Annotated in this window: 21 protein-coding genes and 1 pseudogene; 14 read left to right on the top strand and 8 right to left on the bottom strand. The window is 64.9% G+C overall.

The features are described from left to right. Positions 1 to 4: 4 nt before the first annotated feature. On the top strand, positions 5 to 1,588 hold the full coding sequence (locus CFE50_RS14460; RefSeq protein ID WP_286734530.1) for a DNA recombination protein RmuC: 1,584 nt from the start codon (positions 5 to 7) through the stop codon (positions 1,586 to 1,588). Between the two features lie 75 nt (positions 1,589 to 1,663). Here the strand turns inward: CFE50_RS14460 and CFE50_RS14455 are convergent, their stop codons facing one another. From CFE50_RS14455 to CFE50_RS14440, 4 genes are all read right to left on the bottom strand, one after another. Beyond that, a complete protein-coding gene (locus CFE50_RS14455; RefSeq protein WP_286734528.1) occupies positions 1,664 to 3,247 on the bottom strand; it encodes a peptide chain release factor 3 in 1,584 nt (527 codons plus the stop codon). Between the two features lie 95 nt (positions 3,248 to 3,342). Next, complete coding sequence (locus tag CFE50_RS14450) at positions 3,343 to 4,518, bottom strand: acyltransferase family protein (RefSeq protein WP_027600209.1); 1,176 nt, start codon at positions 4,516 to 4,518, stop codon at positions 3,343 to 3,345. Between the two features lie 298 nt (positions 4,519 to 4,816). Further along, entirely contained in the window at positions 4,817 to 5,866 is a 1,050-nt protein-coding gene (locus CFE50_RS14445; RefSeq protein WP_286734525.1) for a glycoside hydrolase family 5 protein, read from the bottom strand. A gap of 318 nt (positions 5,867 to 6,184) precedes the next feature. Continuing rightward, positions 6,185 to 6,376 (bottom strand): hypothetical protein, encoded by a 192-nt coding sequence (locus CFE50_RS14440; protein ID WP_132832793.1) that lies wholly within the window; start codon positions 6,374 to 6,376, stop codon positions 6,185 to 6,187. Between the two features lie 721 nt (positions 6,377 to 7,097). On the opposite strand from CFE50_RS14440, the gene CFE50_RS14435 reads away from it, so the two are divergent. The 4 genes from CFE50_RS14435 to CFE50_RS14420 are packed head-to-tail and all read left to right on the top strand — an operon-like array spanning position 7,098 to position 10,548. Beyond that, positions 7,098 to 7,808: an ABC transporter permease gene (locus CFE50_RS14435; protein ID WP_044341554.1), complete on the top strand. Its 711-nt coding sequence runs from the start codon at positions 7,098 to 7,100 to the stop codon at positions 7,806 to 7,808. A 9-nt stretch (positions 7,809 to 7,817) separates the two neighbouring features. Then, positions 7,818 to 8,720, top strand: coding sequence for a glycine betaine ABC transporter substrate-binding protein (locus tag CFE50_RS14430; RefSeq protein WP_027600212.1), 903 nt, complete (start codon positions 7,818 to 7,820; stop codon positions 8,718 to 8,720). A 3-nt stretch (positions 8,721 to 8,723) separates the two neighbouring features. Continuing rightward, on the top strand, positions 8,724 to 9,383 hold the full coding sequence (locus CFE50_RS14425; RefSeq protein WP_007160943.1) for an ABC transporter permease: 660 nt from the start codon (positions 8,724 to 8,726) through the stop codon (positions 9,381 to 9,383). 10 nt (positions 9,384 to 9,393) lie between these two features. Further along, positions 9,394 to 10,548 carry an ABC transporter ATP-binding protein gene (locus tag CFE50_RS14420; protein WP_132832796.1) on the top strand — a complete coding sequence of 385 codons (1,155 nt, stop codon included), beginning with the start codon at positions 9,394 to 9,396 and terminating at the stop codon, positions 10,546 to 10,548. 50 nt (positions 10,549 to 10,598) lie between these two features. Here the strand turns inward: CFE50_RS14420 and CFE50_RS14415 are convergent. Both CFE50_RS14415 and CFE50_RS14410 read right to left on the bottom strand, forming a co-directional pair. Then, positions 10,599 to 11,021 (bottom strand): annotated as a pseudogene (locus CFE50_RS14415) (L,D-transpeptidase family protein); the annotation flags it as partial. Between the two features lie 137 nt (positions 11,022 to 11,158). Next, positions 11,159 to 11,713 (bottom strand): NUDIX hydrolase, encoded by a 555-nt coding sequence (locus tag CFE50_RS14410; RefSeq protein WP_286734521.1) that lies wholly within the window; start codon positions 11,711 to 11,713, stop codon positions 11,159 to 11,161. Positions 11,714 to 11,840: 127 nt separating this feature from the next. Between CFE50_RS14410 and CFE50_RS14405 the strand changes: the two genes are divergently transcribed. The 3 genes from CFE50_RS14405 to purT all read left to right on the top strand — a co-directional run bounded on the left by CFE50_RS14405 (position 11,841) and on the right by purT (position 14,080). After that, positions 11,841 to 12,428: a CoA pyrophosphatase gene (locus tag CFE50_RS14405; protein WP_181125990.1), complete on the top strand. Its 588-nt coding sequence runs from the start codon at positions 11,841 to 11,843 to the stop codon at positions 12,426 to 12,428. A gap of 251 nt (positions 12,429 to 12,679) precedes the next feature. Beyond that, the gene (locus CFE50_RS14400) at positions 12,680 to 12,877 is read left to right on the top strand and encodes a DUF1289 domain-containing protein (RefSeq protein ID WP_007160948.1); all 198 of its coding nucleotides are present in this window, start codon (positions 12,680 to 12,682) and stop codon (positions 12,875 to 12,877) included. A 21-nt stretch (positions 12,878 to 12,898) separates the two neighbouring features. Further along, positions 12,899 to 14,080 (top strand): formate-dependent phosphoribosylglycinamide formyltransferase, encoded by a 1,182-nt coding sequence (gene purT / locus CFE50_RS14395; RefSeq protein ID WP_286734518.1) that lies wholly within the window; start codon positions 12,899 to 12,901, stop codon positions 14,078 to 14,080. A gap of 60 nt (positions 14,081 to 14,140) precedes the next feature. On the opposite strand, the gene CFE50_RS14390 is transcribed toward purT, so the two are convergent. After that, a complete protein-coding gene (locus CFE50_RS14390; RefSeq protein WP_286734516.1) occupies positions 14,141 to 15,445 on the bottom strand; it encodes an MFS transporter in 1,305 nt (434 codons plus the stop codon). 188 nt (positions 15,446 to 15,633) lie between these two features. Beyond that, positions 15,634 to 16,434 (bottom strand): cytochrome C assembly family protein, encoded by an 801-nt coding sequence (locus tag CFE50_RS14385; protein ID WP_241810192.1) that lies wholly within the window; start codon positions 16,432 to 16,434, stop codon positions 15,634 to 15,636. On the opposite strand from CFE50_RS14385, the gene CFE50_RS14380 reads away from it, so the two are divergent. The 6 genes from CFE50_RS14380 (at position 16,433) to rplS (ending at position 20,409) form a co-directional block, all read left to right on the top strand. Further along, positions 16,433 to 16,678, top strand: a complete 246-nt coding sequence (locus CFE50_RS14380; protein WP_241810193.1) for a small membrane protein YohP — start codon at positions 16,433 to 16,435, stop codon at positions 16,676 to 16,678. The genes CFE50_RS14385 and CFE50_RS14380 overlap by 2 nt on opposite strands. A 176-nt stretch (positions 16,679 to 16,854) precedes the next feature. After that, positions 16,855 to 18,234, top strand: a complete 1,380-nt coding sequence (gene ffh / locus CFE50_RS14375) for a signal recognition particle protein (RefSeq protein ID WP_007160953.1) — start codon at positions 16,855 to 16,857, stop codon at positions 18,232 to 18,234. 250 nt (positions 18,235 to 18,484) lie between these two features. Beyond that, entirely contained in the window at positions 18,485 to 18,733 is a 249-nt protein-coding gene (gene rpsP / locus CFE50_RS14370) for a 30S ribosomal protein S16 (RefSeq protein ID WP_007160954.1), read from the top strand. A gap of 5 nt (positions 18,734 to 18,738) precedes the next feature. After that, complete coding sequence (gene rimM / locus CFE50_RS14365; protein ID WP_286734513.1) at positions 18,739 to 19,275, top strand: ribosome maturation factor RimM; 537 nt, start codon at positions 18,739 to 18,741, stop codon at positions 19,273 to 19,275. Positions 19,276 to 19,278: 3 nt separating this feature from the next. Then, positions 19,279 to 20,016, top strand: coding sequence for a tRNA (guanosine(37)-N1)-methyltransferase TrmD (gene trmD, locus CFE50_RS14360; RefSeq protein WP_286734511.1), 738 nt, complete (start codon positions 19,279 to 19,281; stop codon positions 20,014 to 20,016). Positions 20,017 to 20,058: 42 nt separating this feature from the next. Beyond that, a complete protein-coding gene (gene rplS, locus CFE50_RS14355) occupies positions 20,059 to 20,409 on the top strand; it encodes a 50S ribosomal protein L19 (protein WP_007160957.1) in 351 nt (116 codons plus the stop codon). Positions 20,410 to 20,575 lie beyond the last annotated feature (166 nt).

Raw genomic sequence — 20,575 nt, 5'->3', positions numbered from 1 at the left:
CGCCATGACTTCCCTGCCTTTCGTTTCCCTTGTGCTTCCCCTGTTGCTGCTGGCCGGCTGGGCGGGTTCGGCCGTCTGGCTGACCGGGCGCCAGCGCTATCTGCAACAGCAACTCGACAGCGCCGCCGAGCGCTACGACATGCTGCGCGACGACCTGCAACGCGCCGAGCTGGCCAACGGTCGCCAGGTGGTGGAGCTGGGCGCCGAGCGCGAACGCACCGCCGTCCTGCAGCGCCAGCTGGAGGCCAATCGCGAGCTGGAGGCGGAGTTGCGCCAGCAGACCCGCCAGGCCCAGCTGCAGGCCGCCGAACAGCACGCCCTGGCCGAGGCCACCCGCGCCCAGCTGCAGGGCATCCAGGAGCAGCTCGCCGAGGTGCGCGAGCGCCAGCACCGCGAGCAACAGCTGCACGCCGAGGTGCAGGAACGCCATGCGCGCCTGACCGAAGAACACGCGACGCTGAGAACCACCCTGGAGCAGAAGGAAGAGCACTTCCAGGCGCAGCAACAGCTGCTGCGCGAGAGTCGCGAGCAACTCAAGCTGGAATTCGAGCAACTGGCCGGACGCATCTTCGACGCCAAGGGCCAGGCCTTCGCCCAGCACAGCCAGCAATCCCTGGATGCGCTGCTACGGCCCTTCCGCGAGCAGATCGAGGGCTTTCGCGCCAAGGTCGAGGACATCCACCACAAGGATGTGCAGCAGCAGGCGGCCCTCGGCCAGCAACTGCTCGACCTCAAGGAGCTCAACCGCCAGATCACCCAGGAGGCCCACGACCTGGCCACCGCCCTGCGCGGCCAGAAGAAGGCCCAGGGCAACTGGGGCGAACTCATCCTGGAAAACGTGCTGGAACGCTCCGGCCTGCGCGAGGGGCGCGACTTCGTCCGCGAACGCAGTTTCACCACCGAGACCGGCCGCCGGCGGCCGGACGTGCTGGTCCATCTGCCGCAGAAGAAGCACCTGGTGGTGGACGCCAAGGTGTCGCTCAACGCCTACACCCGCTACGTCAACAGCGAAGACGAGGGCGAGCGGCGCCTGGCCCTGGGCGAGCACGTGCGCGCCGTGGGCGAGCGTATCCGCGAACTGGCCGATCGCGAATACTTCAGCCTGCCGGGGCTGAATTCGCCGGAGATGGTCTTCCTGTTCATCCCCATCGAATCGGCCTTCGTCGAGGCGCTCAAGGCCGACGAAAGCCTGTTCCAGCGGGCCATCGAGCAGAATGTCCTGGTGGCGACGCCGACCACCCTGCTGACCAGCCTCAACATCGTCCGCCAGCTCTGGCGCTTCGAGGACCAGAATCGCCACACCGCCGAACTGGCCGAGCGCGCGGGCAAGGTCTACGACAAGCTGCGCACCTTTCTCGGCAGCATGGACGGCATCGGCAAGAGTCTGGACAAGGCCGGCGAAGCCTATCGCAAGGCCTGCGGCCAACTGGTGGGCGGGCCGGGCAACCTGGTCAAGCAGGTGGCCGACTTCAAGGAGCTGGGCGTGGCGGTACGCACCGAACTGGACGGCCAGTGGACCGAGCGGGCGGAACTGGAGCTGACGATGGTCGAGCTGGAAGCCGCGGCCGAGTCTTCCGACCGGGACTGATTCGCGCAGACCTGACAGGAGAGCCGGAGCTCCGCCTGACCGGTGCGCCAGGCGCACCGGTCAGGACAGTAGGGCTTAGTGGTGCTCGCGGGTGGCGCGGAATTTGATCTCCGGCCAGCGCTCTTCCATCAGCGCCAGGTTGACCCGGGTCGGCGCCAGGTAGGTGAGGTGCCCGCCGCCGTCGACCGCCAGGTTTTCGAAGGCCTTGTTCTTGAAGTCCTCTAGCTTCTTCTTGTCGTCGCACTCGATCCAGCGCGCCGACCAGACGTTAATGGCCTCGTAGGCGCACTCCACCTTGTATTCTTCCCTCAGGCGGCTGGCGACCACGTCGAACTGCAGCACGCCCACCGCGCCGAGCACGATGTCGTTGTTGCGCTCGGGAAAGAACACCTGGGTGGCGCCTTCCTCGGCCAGTTCCTGCAGCCCCTGGCGCAGCTGCTTGGATTTCAGCGGATCCTTCAGGCGCACGCGGCGGAACAGTTCCGGGGCGAAGTGCGGGATACCGGTGAAACCCAGGGCTTCGCCTTCGGTGAAGGTGTCGCCGATCTGGATGGTGCCGTGGTTGTGCAGGCCGATGATGTCGCCGGCAAAGGCCTCGTCCAGGTGCTCGCGCTCGCTGGAGAAGAAGGTCAGGGCGTCGGCGATCTTCAAATCCTTCTTGATGCGCACATGGCGCAGCTTCATGCCCTTCTCGTACTTGCCCGAGCAGATGCGCATGAAGGCGATGCGGTCGCGGTGCTTGGGATCCATGTTCGCCTGGATCTTGAACACGAAGCCGGAGAACTTCTCTTCCACCGGCTCCACCACCCGCTCGTGAGCGGCGCGCGACAGCGGGCGCGGAGCCCAGTCGACCACGGCGTCGAGCACCTGGTCGACGCCGAAGTTGCCCAGCGCGGTACCAAAGAACACCGGGGTCATCTCCCCGCGCAGGAAGGCCTCGCCATCGAATTCATGGCAGGCGCCCTGGACCAGCTCCAACTCCTCGACGAAGCGGTCGTAGAGATCGCCCAAGTGGGCGCGGGCCTCGTCGGAGTCCAGCTTGTCGATGGTCTTGGTGGCGATACGCTCGTGGCCATGGCCGGGGGTGTAGACGTAGATGCGGTCGTCCGAGAGGTGATAGACGCCCTTGAAGTCGCGATAGCTGCCGATCGGCCAGGTGATGGGCGCGGCCTTGATCTTGAGCACCGCCTCGATCTCGTCGAGCAGTTCGATGGGATCGCGGATGTCGCGGTCGAGCTTGTTGATGAAGCTGACGATGGGCGTGTCGCGCAGGCGGCAGACGTCCATCAGGGCGATGGTGCGGGGTTCGACGCCCTTGCCACCGTCGAGCACCATCAGCGCCGAGTCCACCGCGGTCAGGGTGCGGTAGGTGTCTTCGGAGAAGTCCTCGTGGCCGGGGGTGTCGAGCAGGTTGATCATGTGCTCGCGATAGGGGAACTGCATCACCGAGGTGGTGATGGAGATGCCGCGCTGCTTTTCCATCTCCATCCAGTCGGAGGTCGCGTGCCGGTCGGATTTGCGCGACTTCACCGTACCCGCGACGGCGATGGCCTGGCCCATCAGCAGCAGCTTCTCGGTGATGGTGGTCTTGCCCGCGTCGGGGTGGGAAATGATGGCGAAGGTACGGCGCTTGGCGACTTCGGCGGCCTGGGTGGTCATGGATGAACCTGGGCGAGAGCGAAAAAAGAGGGGGCGGAGTATAGCAGAGGGCAGTCCTACCGGCTCGAGGTCGGTAGGACTGCACCAGGCGCCACTCAGCGCTGCGGCTGGATGTTGCCGTCGCAGCAGGGCGGGGTGCGTTTGCGGCGCACCAGACGCTTGCCCAGCGCCATGCCCGGGACCTCGATGTATCTGTGGGTCAGGCAGGCGAAGGCGAAGACCACCGCCAGTTCCACCACCACCACCAGGTTGTCCAGCACGACGCTGCCGGTGGCGATGTAGCGGATCATGAAGGGCAGCGGGGCGTCATGGGAGGGCGCCACCACCGTGAGGTCCTGGTGCAGCAGCTTGCCCAGCACGATGAAAGCGCTCTTGACCACGAAGATCACCGCGGCGTGGCACAGGTAGATCGAATAGGACAGTACCCCCAGGCGCACGAAGAGGCCGTGATGCAGCACGCTGGAGACCAGGCCGCGCTCGAAGGCGAAGGTGAGGATGGTGACGCAGAACACCAGGGTCGCCAGCACGCCCTTCTTGGGTACCGGTAGATCGGAGGTCATCACCGCGGCACCGGCGATCAGGCAGGCCAGTTCCAGCAGGGTGCCACCGAATTGTCCGCCGTTGTGCTGCTTGATCCAGACATAGAGGCGATAGGTGCAGGCGCCGGCGAAAAAGCACGACAGCCCGCGAAAGATTTCGGTCTTCAGCGGCAGGAAGGGAAACAGCAGCTGCACGAAGGCCAGCAGGGCGATCGCCAGGAACCACTGGCGCTGATGACCCTGGCCCTTGAGCACCAGCAGGCCGAAGATCAGATAGAGGTAGAACTCGATGCTGATGCTCCAGGATGGGTAGTTGAAGGAGCCGGTGATGGCCTGGCCCAGCCAGGATTGCAGCAGCAACAGATTGGGCAGGAATTGCTCGGGCGCGGTGGCGCCGCTGAACGCCGGATCGTTGAAGCCGACTCCCAGTTTTTCCGCCAGCAGGCGACCGCACTCCAGCAGCACATAGAGACCCAGCATGGCCAGATGCAGCGGCAGGATCCGCGTCGCGCGACTGATGGCGAAGTCGCGATAATCGTCCAGGGTGCGCAGCCGGCTCTCATAGGTGTGCATGAGCACGAAGCCGCTGAGCACGAAGAAGAACTCGACGAACAGGTAGGCGTTGGCGATCAGCGGATTTTCCGAGGCGGCCTGAGCGACATAGGTGTGAAACAGCACGACGGCGACGGCCAACAGACCGCGAAAGCTATCCAAAGCGACAAATCTTTCCATGGGATATCCCTGAGGGTGCGGCAAGAAGAGGCGAACGGATGCAGCGCTGCCGTTAGGGGGAAAGAGCGGAGGGGTAGTGCGGGAACGTGAAAGCTGACATGGCATCCTGGCTCTTGTGCGTCGCAAGCTTCTTAATAGTCGAACTATTACTTGCTGTTACATTTTGATCGCCAAAAACCAGCAAGTTCTTGCTATGCCGTCCCTGGCCCGGCGTTTTGTGATTGCAGTCACCGATTTCCAGACAAGTTGTCACCTGACTGCAAGAAGGCGCCGCCCGTGCTGCCTGGCGGCGCTTCGCTCAGCGGGGACCCAGGGTCTGGCAATCGGCCGGCTTCACGTACTTTTGCAGCACCTTCCATTGTGGGCGGGGCTTGCCCTTGATCGGTTCGATCGCCAGCGGATAGTCGCCCCAGTTGGGGCCGGCTGCCCAGTACATGGCCGGGATGCATTCCTGGCGCAGCCGCGCCAGCAAGCGGTCCATGGCGGCCAGCCAGCGGGGGTCGTTGTCCGGCACGCCGAATTCGCCGATGTGGCCGCGCTTGCCGTGCTGCTTGAGCCAGGTGATGAAGGGCTCGACCCGGCGGATGCCGACGTCGGGATCGAAGTCGGTCATGTCCTTCTTGAGGTACTTGCCGCCACCGTCATTGTCGAAATAGACGTGCGCCGAATAGATCAGGTTGTCGGCCGGATCCTTGAGACCGAGCAGCTTGGCGTTGTAGCGCGGCCAGAGATAGCTGCTGGCCCAGCCATTGCCTTCGATCAGGAGCGGACGCGCCCGATCCACCTCGCGCACCGCGTCGATACCGTGCTGGGCGGCCACCGGCCATTGCTCCACGGCATCGTGGGGCTCGTTCATGATGTCGTAGGCGGCGAGGGCGGGGTGCTCGTGCCAGCGCTGGGCGATCCGGCGTAGGACATCGGCGTAGGCCGGATAGGGCACCGCCGCGCTGCCGATGAGCTGGCCGCGGTATCTCATGTAGTTGTGCAGATCGAGGATCACGCTCATGCGATAGCGCTTGGCGTTGTCCAGGGTCTGGTCGATCAGCTTGGCGTAGGCGGGATCCAGGGGTTGTCCCAGCGTGGGCTGGAGGCGCTCCCAGATGACCGGGAAGCGGATCACCCGGATGCCCTTGGCCGCCCAGCGTCGGTAATGGCCGGCGTCGGGAAAGAAGTAGTTGGTTCCCGGTTTGCCCGGCAGTACGTGGGGCGCGAAGCCGGCGCCGGAAAAATTCAGGCCGACCAGATCGGTGGGGAAGTCCCGTGTGGCGGCCTGGGCAACCGGCATGGCGGCCAGACTGCAGAGCAGGGTGAACAGCAGGGTGAGCTTGGATTTCAGGCGTAGCGTCATCGGCAAGGTCCCGGACAGTGACGGAAGACGTGAGAATGTCGGGCTGTCGTGGCCCGATCCGCCATGAGGCCTGAAGAGACGCCGGGAAGTTGCAGTGCAAGACTCAGAAGGTGCGCCAGACAACGTTAATGTCGGGCGAAAACCGCGGAAATGCGAGCTGGGTAGACTGGCGGGCAGCTTGGAGCGGGACGCCGCTGCGTCTGGATCCGGGCAGAGCGGACCCCTCGATGGGGAAGGAGAGGGGTGAAGCGGGTAATGAACTGCCTGTGACTGCTTTCCATCTTTCCATGGCGCAGGCAGGTCATTCGAAAGCGGTCTTTAGCGACGCAGGCAGATCCCAGCCCACTGCTCGGCTTCGCGGCGGGCCGAGGCCTCGTCGCTGAATTCGGCGATCAGGCCGCCGTGCGCATACACCACCACCCAATTTTCCACCTTGGGTTGCAGCAGCATTACGGGGGCAGAGGAGAGAACAGCGGAGTCCAACGATGCACAAGCCGTCATGTCATTCATAACGTTCCCTTTGAAGTTAGCTCGGTGAATAGTCTGTTTTTATAGCGGTTCCAGAAACGGCGCTTGGTGCTATCACTGGGCCACCTATTGACCTTGGTATGGCTGAATGATCCCTCAAAGCGTCAGCCATTCGTCGGCATGATAAAGGGGTGCCAAAACCCCGTCACCGCACTGGCTCACAGAAAGATGTTTCAGTTATGACCGTACGTCAGCTGAGCTGTGTGCCGCTCCACGAAACCGCCGTGGCTTGCGTCGGCATCCGTGACAGGCGTCGCGCTGGTACTGCAAAGCAGCTAACAGTAAGCGTATTAAATTTATCGTCACACATTCGCCGAGGGCTCTAGCGCGCGACTCTCGCTTTTTGCCGGCTGTCCGGGCCTCACGGCCGGGCCTTTCACCCTGTCAAGACGTCCCGCTTTGCATGATCGGGTTGGCATTGAGCGAGTCTATTGGGTTAGCCTGAAAAGGAGCTGGCGAACTATCGACTGCGATGGACGTCAATCTCTTCGGTCGAGACAAGGCGCCATGTCGTTCCCCCCGGAGCGACACCCAAGGGCTAGGCAGATCAGAGATCCGCAGTGCCCCGTTGGTCCAGCCGGCATACCCGCCATGCCCTGCTGTGTCTCGACCCTGAACCCGGACAGCCGTCCTGCGCCTCGCCCCCGTGCGAGGTCCGCACTCGGAAGGCATGCGGCCTGTCCGCCCGTTGAAGGAGCCTGACATGGCGAAGTTCAAGACCCTCCTGCTCGGCACGGCCGTGGGGGTGGTGATCCTGGCACTGCTGGTGCACTGGATCGGTAGGGATACCCTCAGTACCTATCGTGCGGATCTGCTGTTCTATCTCCAGGCCCACCTCTACCTGGTGGCCGTCTCCATGGTCCTGGCCCTGCTGGTGGGCATCCCCGCCGGGGTGCTGCTGAGTCGGCCAGCCTTCGCCCGCAGCGCCGAGCGCTTCATGCAGGTGTTCAACATCGGCAATACCGTGCCGCCGCTGGCGGTGCTGGCCATCGCCCTGGGCATCGTCGGCATTGGCGATGGGCCGGCGATCCTGGCGCTGTTCCTGGCCTCGCTGCTGCCCATCGTGCGCAACACCTACGAGGGGCTGAAGAACGTGCCGGCCTCGCTCAAGGAGGCTGCCACCGGCATCGGCATGACCCCCACCCAGGTACTGACCAAGGTGGAGCTGCCCAATGCCGTGCCCATCATCATCGGCGGGGTGCGGGTCGCCCTGGCGATCAACGTCGGCACTACGCCACTGGTGTTTCTCATCGGCGCCAACAGCCTGGGCAGCCTGATCTTTCCCGCCATCGCCCTGGAGAACCAGTCGCAGCTGCTACTGGGCGCCGCCGCCACGGCGCTGCTGGCGCTGCTGCTGGACGGCCTGGTGCTGCTCGCCAGTCGCCTCTGGCTGGAACGCGGCCTGGCCCGCTAAGGAGACGAGATGAAGAAGTTGCTTATCGCCCTGGGCGCCGCCTGGTTCGGACTGACGCTGGCGAGCGCCGCTCAGGCCGATCCGATCCGTATCGGCGCCAAGGTCTTTACCGAGCAGGCCATCCTCGCCGAACTCACCGGGCAGTATCTGTCCCGCCACGGCTATCAGCCGGAGATCGTCGGCGGCCTGGGCAGCACCATCGCCTGGAATGGCGTGAAGAACGCCCAGCTCGACCTCACCTGGGAATACACCGGCACCTCGCTGGTGGCCTACAACCATGTCACCGAACGACTGGACAAGGAGGCCTCCTACCAGCGGGTCAAGCAGCTGGATGCCAAGGTCGGTCTGGCCTGGCTGGCGCCCACCCGCTTCAACAACACCTATGCCCTGGCGTTGCCGGAGAAGATCGCTCGACAGCATCCCGAGCTGAACAGCATCAGCGACCTGGCCGGACTGCTCAAGGCCGAGGCCGGCAAGCAGCATCTCACCGCTCTGGACATTGAATTCGCCAATCGCTCCGATGGCCTCGCCGGCCTGGTCAAGGCCTATGGCCTGAGCTACACCCGTGACGACATCCGCCAGATGGACCCGGGACTGGTCTATACCGCCCTGCGCAACGGCCAGGTCTTCACCGGCCTGGTCTACACCACCGACGGCCGCCTGGACGCCTTCAGGCTCAAGGTGCTGGAAGACGACAAGGGCTATTTTCCCGACTACACCGCCGCCCCCGTGGTGAACGCCGGGTACCTGGCCAAGCACCCGGATCTCGCCGCCTTGCTCAAGCCCCTGGCGGAAAGCCTGGACCAGGCCACCATGCGCCAGCTCAACGCCAAGGTGGACATCGAGCGGCAGACGCCGGCCCAGGTGGCCCGCGACTTCCTCGCCCAGCACCCCCTAGACGGAGGGCAATGACCCATGGATTTCGTCACCTCCTTCAATCACATCGACTGGCTGCAGGTCCTCGAACTGACCCGCCAGCACATCACCCTGGTGGGGATCGCCGTGACCCTGGCGATCTTGGTGGGCGTGCCCCTGGGCATCCTCATGACCCGCTATCCCTGGCTGGCCGGACCGCTGCAGGCGGTGGCCACGGTGGTCATGACCCTGCCCTCCATCGCCCTGTTCGGCCTGCTGCTGCCGTTCTATTCCAAGTTCGGCCAGGGCCTCGGTCCGCTGCCGGCCATCACCGCGGTGTTCCTCTATTCGCTGCTGCCGATCCTGAGAAACACCTACCTGGCGCTGACCAGCGTCGAGCCGGGCATCCGCGAGGCGGGTGCCGGTATCGGCATGACCTTCTGGCAGCGCCTGCGCATGGTGGAACTGCCCATCGCCCTGCCGGTGATCCTGGCCGGGGTGCGCACCGCCGTGGTCATGAACATCGGCGTCATGACCATCGCCGCCACCATCGGCGCCGGGGGCCTGGGCGTGCTCATCCTCACCTCCATCAGCCGCAGCGACATGGCCACCCTCATCGTCGGCGCGGTGCTGGTCAGTCTGCTGGCCATCGTCGCCGACCTCGTCCTGCAGTGGCTGCAACGCCGCCTCACCCCGCGCGGCCTGCGCAGCGCCCCTTAAGGAGTCCCAGATGATCGAACTCGACCGCCTGACCAAGACCTTCAAGCAGCATGGCAAGGACGTGACCGCGGTGGACGCCGTGAGCCTCACCGTGGAGGAGGGCCAGATCTGCGTCTTCCTCGGCCCCTCCGGCTGCGGCAAGACCACCACCCTGAAGATGATCAACCGCCTGATCGAGCCCACCTCGGGACGGGTGCTGATCAACGGCGAGGACACCACCGGTATCGACGAGGTGACGCTCAGACGCCATATCGGCTACGTGATCCAGCAGATCGGTCTGTTCCCCAACATGACCATCGAGGAAAACATCACCGTGGTGCCCAAGCTGCTGGGCTGGGACAAGAAGCGGTGCCGCGAGCGCGCCACCGAGCTGATGAGCATGGTGCAGCTCGAACCCAAGCAGTACCTGTCGCGCTATCCGCGCGAACTGTCCGGTGGCCAGCAGCAGCGCATCGGCGTGATTCGCGCCCTGGCGGCCGAGGCGCCGCTGCTGCTGATGGACGAACCCTTCGGCGCGGTGGACCCGATCAACCGCGATGCCATCCAGAACGAGTTCTTCCAGATGCAGCGGGCGCTGAACAAGACGGTGATCATGGTCAGCCACGACATCGACGAGGCCATCCGCCTGGGCGACAAGATCGCGGTGTTCCGCGGCGGCCGCCTGGTGCAGTTCGACCACCCGGACACCCTGCTGGCCCATCCCAAGGACGACTTCGTCAGCAACTTCGTCGGCCAGGACAGCACCTTGAAGCGTCTCCTGCTGATCCGTGCCGAGGATGCGGCCGACAACGCGCCCTCGATCCAGGCCGAGACCCTGATCGGCGATGCCGTGGAATTGATGGAGGAGCACGACCGCCGCTACCTGGTGGTGACGGATGCCGCCAACAAGGGCCTGGGCTATGTGCGCCGGCGTGACCTGCGCGGGCAGAGCGGCCCGGTGGCGCCCTTCATCACCCCGTTCAAGGCCACCGCGGCCTTCGACGAGCACCTGCGCATCCTGCTGTCGCGCATGTACCAGTTCAACAGCTCCTGGCTGCCGGTGCTCAGCGCCGACAACGATTTCCTCGGCGAGGTCACCCAGGAATCCATCGCCGACTATCTCAGCAGCGGTCGGTCGCGCGGCAAGACCACCATCGTCTCGCCGGCGGAGCAGGTGGCGGGGTAGGGCAGGGACTCAGGCGGCGGTCGCAGCGCTGCCGCCTGACGGTCTGTGGCTCAGGGGCGGATCTCGATCAGGGTGCCATCCTTGACCAGGCCCCAGACCTCGCGCATGTCGTGGTTGGTCATGGCGATGCAGCCCTCGGTCCAGTTCAGCGAGTTGAAGTACCACTCCGGGTACTCCTCGTCGATGGGCGTGCCGTGCAGCATGATCATGCTGCCGGGACGCACGCCGGCCTGGCTGGCGCGGGCCAGGTCCTCGCGATTGGGATAGGAGATGTGCATGGCCAGGTTGAACTTGTCGCTGGTCTTGCGCCAGTCGATCCAATAGAAGCCTTCCGGGGTGCGCTTGTCGCCCTCACGCAACTTGGGGCCGCGGGGATTCTTGCCCAGCGAGATGCGATAGGACTTCATCACGGTATCGCCGCTGAGCAGTTGCAGCTGATTGCGCGACTTGATGACCAGCACCTTGTCGATCAGCGGCGCGGCCGGCTGGCGGATCACCGTGACGCTGGTACTGGCCTGGGCCAGCTGGGGAAGCAACGAACCGCACAGCACATAGCAGAGCGCCAACAACAGGTGCAACGGACGCATGTCGGGTAGATCCTCGGAAGAGCTCAGGCAGGCTTGGGTGCGACCACCATGGGCGCCATGCCTTCATGGCGCAGGGAAAACTCGCCGCGACGGCGGTCGGCGAAAAAGCATTCTAGTGTCCGCTTGATGGTCGGAAAAGCCAGAGACGACCAGGGGATGTCGGCTTCGTCCAGAAGGCGCACGTCGAGGCTTTCCTCGCCGACGCCAAAGCGGCCGTCGACCAGTTCGCCGCGGAACAGCATGTAGATCTGGTCGATGTGCGGCAGGTCGAAGAGAGTATAGAGCTCCAGGCCCTGCACGGTCGCGCCGGCTTCCTCGAAGGTCTCGCGAGCAGCGGCCTCGGTGGTGGTCTCGCCGTTTTCCATGAAGCCCGCCGGCAGCGTCCAGTAACCCTTACGCGGTTCGATGGCGCGCTGGCAGAGCAGCACCTTGCCCTCCCAGGTCGCCAGGCAGCCGGCCACCACCCGCGGATTCTGATAATGCACTGCGCCGCACTGGCTGCAGATCAGGCGCATCCGGTTATCACCCGCGGGAAGGCGTTCTTCCAGCAGTCCGCCACAGTGATTGCAATGCTTCATGGTTCATCCTCGTTTTGCTGCAGTGTGCCGGGGCGCTCCCGGGCCTCGCAAGCGATGGCTGGGCTTGGGATTGCCCGACGGGCGTGCCATGATCCGGGGGATACGATGAGCAAGGGAGAATTCCGGCGTGGATGAGTTGCTCCAGCGCCTGCGTCACTATCAGCCGCGCACCCTGAGCGGCACCGAGAGCTACCAGGAAGCGGCGGTGCTGGTGCCCATCATCCGTGGCGAGCATCCCGAGTTGCTGCTCACCCTGAGGGCCAGCAACCTGTCCACCCACGGCGGCGAGGTGGCTCTGCCGGGCGGCCGGCGCGATCCCGAGGACGCCGATCTGGTCGCCACCGCCCTGCGCGAAGCCGAGGAAGAGGTCGGACTGCCACCGGGCCTGGTGGAGGTGATCGCCCCCCTGAGTCCGCTGGTGTCGCGCTACGGCCTGGCGGTGACCCCCATCGTCGCGCTGATCCCCGATCAGCTCGAATACGTTCCCAGCGAGGCCGAGATCGCCGCGATCTTCAGCGTGCCCCTGCAGTTCTTCTGCGAGGTGCCGCCGGATTTCACCCTCAGGGTCGACCATGACGGCCGGCGCTGGCAGGTGCCCAGCTATCAATATGGCGAGCACCGCATCTGGGGGCTGACGGCGGTGATCATCGTCGAACTGGTCAATCTGCTGTACGACGCCGGTATCGTGCTCAAGGCACCGCCCAGGCGGGATTGAGCGCTAGGCTCTGTACGAAAAGTCGCCGAGCGAAGGTCAGGCGAGGAGAAAAGCGCTGAGGAAGCGGACCGGGCTCGCGAACGAGTTTACGAATGGTAAATGAGCATTCCGACCGGGCTGGCGATCCAGGCGTTTTTCAACGAAGCATCACCGAGCGCAGGCCTTTTCGTGCAGAGCCTAGCGACAAGGTAAAGGCACATGCCAAGTCGGGCATTAACGGGCACAATGCGCGGCCATTCGAGGGAAGCCGCATGACCACCGCCGATTCACCCGTGCGTTCGCCCTGCGTCCATGTCTGTGCCCTGGACGAACAGGACATCTGCATCGGTTGCCAGCGCAGCGCCGCCGAGATCACCCGCTGGATGTCCATGAGCGACAGCGAGCGCCGCGAGGTGCTGCTGCGCTGCAGCGAGCGGGCGCGGGCGGGCGGTGCGGCCTTCCTGACCTGACATCAGCCGGAGAGATCTGTCATGCCCCGTATCGGTACCCCCCTGTCCCCCAGCGCCACCCGCGTGCTGCTCTGCGGCTCCGGCGAACTGGGCAAGGAAGTCGTCATCGAACTGCAGCGTCTGGGCGTCGAGGTCATCGCCGTGGATCGCTACGCCGATGCCCCGGCCATGCAGGTCGCCCACCGCAGCCACGTCATCGACATGCTTGACGGTGCCGCCCTGCGCGCGGTGATCGAGCGCGAACAGCCGCACTTCATCGTGCCGGAAATCGAAGCCATCGCCACCGCCACCCTGGTGGAGCTGGAAGGCGAGGGCTACACCGTGGTGCCCACCGCCCGCGCCGCCCAGCTGACCATGAATCGCGAAGGCATCCGGCGCCTCGCCGCCGAGGAACTGGGCCTGCCCACCTCGCCCTATCATTTCGCCGACACCTACGAAGACTATGCCGCCGCCGCCGAGGCGCTGGGCTATCCCTGCGTGGTCAAGCCGATCATGAGTTCCTCGGGCAAGGGCCAGAGCCTGCTGCGCAGCGCCGACGAGCTGCAGGCCGCCTGGCAATACGCCCAGGAAGGCGGTCGCGCCGGCAAGGGCCGGGTGATCGTCGAGGGCTTCGTCGACTTCGACTACGAAATCACCCTGCTGACCGTGCGCCACGTCGGCGGCACCTCCTTCTGCGCGCCGGTCGGGCATCGCCAGGTCAAGGGCGACTACCACGAGTCCTGGCAGCCCCAGGCCATGAGCGAGAAGGCTCTGGCCGAGTCCGAGCGGGTCGCCCGCGCGGTCACCGAGGCCCTGGGCGGTCGCGGCCTGTTCGGCGTGGAACTGTTCGTCAAGGGCGACCAGGTCTGGTTCAGCGAGGTCTCCCCGCGGCCCCACGACACCGGCCTGGTGACCCTGATCTCTCAGGATATCTCCGAATTCGCCCTGCATGCCCGGGCCATCCTCGGCCTGCCGATCCCCACCATCCGCCAGTTCGGTCCCTCGGCCTCGGCGGTGATCCTGGTGGACGGCGATTCGCGGCAGACCGCCTTCACCAACCTCGGCGCGGCCCTGGCCGAACCCGACACCGCGCTGCGCCTGTTTGGCAAGCCCGAGGTGAAGGGGCAACGGCGCATGGGCGTCGCCCTGGCCCGCGACGAAAGCATCGAAGCCGCCCGGGCCAAGGCCGTGCGTGCGTCCCAGGCGGTGAAGGTCGAGCTGTAAGGCTGGCCGCGCCCCACGAAAAAGGGCCCCGCGGGGCCCTTTTTCATTGGCTGGAGAACTCTACAGCGACTGGTCGCGCGTCTCGCGCAGGCAGAGCACCGCCACCAGGCTGATGGCCGCCGCCGCCGAGACATAGCCACCCACCCAGCTCAGGCCACCGGCCTCCACCAGTTGCTGCGCGGCGTAGGGCGCCAGGGAGGCACCGAGGATGCCGCCCAGGTTGTAGGCCGCCGAGGCACCGGTGTAGCGCACCCGGGTAGGGAAGATTTCCGGCAGCAGGGCGCCCATGGGGCCGAAGGTCATGCCCATGAGAAACAGCTCCAGGGCCAGGAACAGGCCGACCGCCTGACTGGAGCCGTGGGTCAGCAGCGGCTCCATGGCGAAGCCCGACAGCAGGGCGGCGATGGCACTCACCGCCAGTACCGGCTTGCGGCCGAAGCGATCCGCCAGCCAGGCCGACAGCGGCGTGGCCAGGGCCATGAACAGCACTGCCACGCAGAGCAGGCCGAGGAATTCCTGGCGGCTGTAGCCGAGATTCTTCACCCCGTAGCTCAGCGAGAACACCGTGGAGATATAGAAGAGGGCGTAGCACACCACCATGCTCAGGGCGCCCAGCAGCACCGCCTTGCCGTGCTTGCCGAAGGTCTCGACCATGGGCAGGCGCAGTTTCTCACGCCGCGCCATGGCCTCGGCGAACACCGGCGTCTCGTGCAGCGACAGCCGCACATAGAGGCCGACCACCACCAGCAGGGCGCTGAGCAGGAAGGGGATGCGCCAGCCCCAGGCGCGGAATTGCTCGTCGTCCAGCAGCAGCGCCAGGGCCAGGAACAGGCCGTTGGCCATGAGGAAGCCGATGGAGGGGCCGAGCTGGGGAAACATGCCGAACCAGGCGCGCTTGCCGGGTGGGGCATTCTCCGTGGCCAGCAGCGCTGCGCCGCCCCATTCGCCGCCCAGCCCCAGACCCTGGCCGAATCTCAGCAGGCACAGCAGGATCGGAGCCCAGACGCCGATGCTGGCGTAGCCGGGCAGGAGGCCGATCAGGGTGGTGGAGATGCCCATCAGCAGCAGCGAGGCCACCAGGGTGGACTTGCGCCCGATGCGATCGCCGAAGTGGCCGAACAGCAGCGAACCCAGCGGCCGTGCCAGGAAGGCGATGCCAAAGGTGATGAAGGCGCTGAGGGTCTGGGCCATGCCCGCGCCTTGGGGAAAGAACACCGGGCCGATCACCAGGGCCGCGGCCGTGGCGTAGACGTAGAAGTCGTAGAACTCGATGGCGGTGCCGATGAAACTGGCGGTGGCCACGCGGGTGGGGGAGTTGCGCGGCACGGAGGTGGGCGCGTCGAAGGCGGCAGCGGTCGTGGACATGCAGGGGTACCGGGCAGTCGTTCTTGTAGGAGGCGTCTGCCGGAGCGGCCCGGTGGGGCAGCGGCTGTCCGAGGATGGGGACGGGCGGGACGACCTGTTATGACGTGCCGGGCGCGAAGCGGCTGTTGGCCGGGTCGCGCCGAACGTGGTTCGGTCGCCTGATTATGCAGGTAGTGGAACGACGACTGTCAACGATGCAGGATGAATTCCCGCACCAGCTTGCTACCGAAGTAGGCCAGCATCAGCAGGATGAAGCCCAGCAGCGTCCAGCGGATCGCCGTATGGCCGCGCCAGCCCAGGCGATGGCGACCCCACAGCAGGATGCCGAACACCACCCAGGCGATGCAGGAGAGCACCGTCTTGTGGATCAGGTGCTGGGCGAACATGTCCTCGACAAAGAACCAGCCGGAGATCAGCGCCAGTGATAGCACTACCCAGCCAGCCCAGAGAAAGCCGAACAGCAGGCTTTCCATGGTCTGTAGCGGCGGAAAGCTGCGGATCAGTCCCGAGGGGTGCTTGTTCTTGAGTTGATGGTTTTGCAACAGCACCAGGCAGGACTGCAGCACCGCCAGGGTGAAGAGGCCATAGGCGATGATCGACAGCAGCACGTGCACGACGATCTTGGGCGAGACGTCCAGCGGGGTCACGGTGCCCGGCGGCACGAATTCGGCCAGCAGCGCGGTGATGGCGCCGAGGGGATAGACCAGCACCAGCAGCGGTTGCAGCGGCATGCGCAGGCAGCCGATCAGCATCAGCGCGATGGCGGTCGCCGAGATCAGGCTGGAGGCGTCGAAGAAGTCCAGGCTCAGGGTCGGTTCGAGGATCAGCTGCAGATAGACGGCCAGGGCATGGGGCAGCAGGGCCAGGATGCCGGCGCCCAGGACCAGGGGCTTGCTCGACGGCTGTTTGCGCAGCAGGCAACTGCCCTGGTAGAGGGTCGCGAGCAGATAGAGGGCGGCGGCCAGGAGGGTGGGCAGCAGGGCGTGCATGGTCCGGTTTCAGCAGAGCGGAAAGCAGGCGAGTGTGGCACAGACAGGGCGGTACAGAAAGTCTGAGCCGCGCCTTGGCGCCGGCTGGCCAGACTGGGCGAACCCTTGCCGCCAGCGGGTGGTCCCAAGAGGTACATATCTAGAAGAGGTCGCGACCATGCTTAAATTTCTCGGCGGTACCATGGGCATCATCTTTCTGATCGGCCTGGTGGTGGTCATCGGCATCTTCTCGCTGATTTTCTGATCCCTTCCCTGCAGGCACCGGCCCTGGCGTCGGTGCCTCGCGCTCCTGCCTCGGCGGCTCGCCGATCCAGGCTCTGCTGACGGTTTCACGGGGTAGCGGCCCTGGCAGCTATCCCTGCTCAGGCGCTCTTTCGTTATACTTGCCGGTCAGCCGCCGTTTCTGCCCTGGATGTCCGCATGTTCGAGAATCTCACAGACCGCCTGTCCCAAAGCCTGCGCCACATTACCGGCAAGGCCAAGCTCACCGAAGACAACATCAAGGACACCCTGCGCGAGGTGCGCATGGCGCTGCTCGAGGCGGACGTCGCCCTGCCGGTGGTCAAGGAGTTCGTCAATCGGGTCAAGGAGCGGGCGGTCGGCACCGAGGTGTCCAAGAGCCTGACCCCGGGCCAGGCGTTCGTGAAGATCGTGCGCGCCGAGCTCGAAGCCATCATGGGCGCGGCCAACGAAGACCTGGCGCTCAACGTCGCGCCGCCGGCGGTCATCCTCATGGCCGGCCTGCAGGGCGCGGGCAAGACCACCACCGCGGGCAAGCTGGCGCGCTTCCTCAAGGAGCGCAAGAAGAAGACCGTCATGGTCGTCTCCGCCGACGTCTATCGTCCGGCCGCCATCAAGCAGCTGGAAACCCTGGCCGGGGAGGTGGGGGTCACCTTCTTCCCCTCCGACATCAGTCAGAAGCCGGTGGAGATCGCCCAGGCCGCCATCCGCGAAGCCAAGCTCAAGTTCATCGACGTGGTCATCGTCGACACCGCCGGCCGCCTGCACATCGATAGCGAGATGATGGCGGAGATCCAGCAGGTCCATGCCGCCACCAAGCCGGCCGAGACCCTGTTCGTGGTCGACGCCATGACTGGTCAGGACGCCGCCAACACCGCCAAGGCCTTCAACGACGCCCTGCCGCTCACCGGCGTGATCCTGACCAAGGTCGACGGCGATGCCCGGGGCGGTGCCGCCCTGTCGGTCCGTCACATCACCGGCAAGCCGATCAAGTTCATCGGCATGGGGGAGAAGAGCGAAGCCCTCGACCCCTTCCACCCGGATCGCGTCGCCTCGCGCATCCTCGGCATGGGCGACGTCCTCTCGCTGATCGAGCAGGCCGAACAGACCCTGGATCGCGAAAAGGCCGACAAGCTGGCCAAGAAGCTCAAGAAGGGCAAGGGCTTCGATCTCGAAGACTTCCGCGACCAGCTACGCCAGATGAAGAACATGGGCGGCCTGGGCTCGCTGATGGACAAGCTGCCGACCATGATGGGTGGCATGAACATCCAGCAGATGGGCAACGCCCAGGGCGCCGCGGAAAAGCATTTCAAGCAGATGGAAGCCATCATCGACTCCATGACCCCGGCCGAGCGCCGCGATCCGGAGCTGATCAGCGGCTCGCGCAAGAAGCGCATCGCCCTGGGTTCCGGCACCCAGGTGCAGGACGTCGGCCGCCTCATCAAGCAGCACAAGCAGATGCAGAAGATGATGAAGAAGGTCACCGCCAAGGGTGGCATGGCCAAGATGATGCGCGGCATGGGCAGCATGTTCCCCGGCGGCGGCATGCCCAAGATGTGATTTCCAGGTGCCGCCCGTCGCCAGATGGCCGGCATCGGAAAGGGCTCTGCGAGGGGCGTCGGCACCAGTGCTGATGCACCTTCGCGAGCGACGGGGCTCCACCGCTGGAGTCTCCAGGCTGCCGCTATGCCGAAGGTGCCGTTGAAAGCCATTGGCAAACCGGGTAACAGCCCTTAGAATATGCGGCCTTTCGGGCCATGTGGCCCAGTGTGCCCACAGCTACAAGCACCGACTACAGGAACGAAGTTCAATGGTAACCATCCGTCTAGCCCGTGGCGGCTCCAAGAAGCGCCCCTTCTACCACCTGACCGTGACCAACAGCCGCAACGCGCGCGATGGTCGTTTCGTCGAGCGCATCGGTTTCTTCAACCCGGTGGCCAGCGGCGCCGAAATCCGTCTGTCGGTGGACCAAGAGCGCGCCAACTACTGGCTGTCGCAGGGCGCCCAGCCGTCCGAGCGCGTCGCTCAGCTGCTCAAGAGCGCTCAGGCTACCGCCTGAAGACCATGAGTACGCCGACCTCCGCCCCCGACCTGGTGGTCCTGGGCAAGATAGTCTCGGTCTTTGGCGTACGCGGTGAGCTCAAGATCTACTCCTTTACCGATCCGCTCGACAATCTGCTGGACTATCGGACCTGGACGCTGCGGCGCGAAGGCGAGACCCGGCAGGTCAAGGTGCTCGGCGGTCGGATGCACGGCAAGGTCCTGACGGTACGTCTGCAGGGCCTGGACGATCGCGAAGAAGCCCGCCTGATGGCTGGTTTCGAGATCTGCGTGCCGCGCAGTGAATTGCCCCCGCTGGGCGCCGGTGACTACTACTGGCATCAGTTGGAAGGTCTCAAGGTGATCAATCGCGAAGGCCAGTGGCTGGGCGTGGTGGATCATCTGCTGGAGACCGGGGCAAACGACGTCATGGTGGTCAAGCCCTGTGCTGGCAGCCTCGACGATCGTGAGCGTCTGTTGCCTTATCTGCCCGACCAGTACGTGCTGGCGGTGGATCTGGCCAAGGGCGAGATGCAGGTCGACTGGGACGCGGATTTCTGATCCATGCGTATCGATGTCATCAGCCTCTTTCCCGAGATGTTCGAGGCCGTCAGCGCCTATGGCGTGAGCGGTCGCGCGATGAAGCAGGGGCTCCTGGAGCTGACCTGCTACAACCCGCGCAGCTATACCGAGGATCGTCACCAGACCGTGGACGACCGGCCCTTTGGCGGCGGTCCCGGCATGGTCATGAAGATCCAGCCGCTGGAGCGTGCCCTGGCCGATGCCAAGGGTGATTCGGCGGCGAAGGTGATCTACCTGTCCCCCCAGGGTCGCAAACTCGACCAGGCGGCGGTACGGGAACTGGCGCAGGAGGGGCATCTGATCCTCATCGCCGGGCGTTACGAAGGCATCGACGAGCGTTTCATCGAGACGCACGTGGATGAAGAATGGTCGATTGGCGACTATGTGCTGTCCGGCGGTGAATTGCCGGCCATGGTGCTGATCGATGGGGTCACGCGACTGCTGCCTGGAGCCTTGGGGCATGCGGATTCCGCCGAGCAGGACTCGTTTACCGATGGCCTGCTCGATTGCCCGCACTACACCCGACCCGAGGTGTACGAGGGCCGTCGCGTACCCGACGTGTTGCTCAGTGGTAACCACGAGCATATCCGGCGCTGGCGCCTGCAGCAGTCCCTGGGACGCACTGCGGAGCGACGCGCCGATCTTCTGGATGGCCGCTCGCTTTCTGGAGAAGAGCAGAACCTGTTGGCGGAATACCTCCGTCAGCGGAACGATAGTTAGGTATCGATGGCGGGCCGCGGCCTGTCTTAGGAGCAGAGTGACATGACCAACAAAATCATTGCCCAGATCGAAGCTGAGCAGATGAACAAAGAAATCCCGGCGTTCGCCCCCGGCGACACCGTGATTGTCCAAGTTAAGGTGAAGGAAGGCGACCGTCAGCGTCTGCAGGCCTTCGAAGGCGTGGTGATCGGCAAGCGTAACCGCGGCCTGAACAGCGCCTTCACCGTACGCAAGATCTCCAACGGCGTTGGCGTCGAGCGTACCTTCCAGACCTACAGCCCGCTGGTCGACAGCCTGAGCGTCAAGCGTCGCGGTGACGTGCGCAAGGCCAAGCTGTACTACCTGCGCGAACTGTCCGGCAAGGCTGCCCGCATCAAGGAAAAGCTTTCCTGATCGCGGCGTGACCAGAAAAAAGCAGCTTCGGCTGCTTTTTTCGTTTCTAAGAGCCTAGTCAAAATCTCGCGAGCTAGAGACAAACAAGGCGAAGCTGGCTGAGGAAGCGGACCGGGCTCGCGCGCGAGTTTACAGCTGGTAAATGAGCATTCCGACGGGGCTGGCC

Origin of the sequence: Pseudomonas sp. PGPPP4, assembly GCF_002256045.1 — a bacterium.
Lineage (GTDB): Bacteria > Pseudomonadota > Gammaproteobacteria > Pseudomonadales > Pseudomonadaceae > Chryseomonas > Chryseomonas oryzihabitans.
This window is presented reverse-complemented; position numbering and strand designations above follow the sequence as displayed.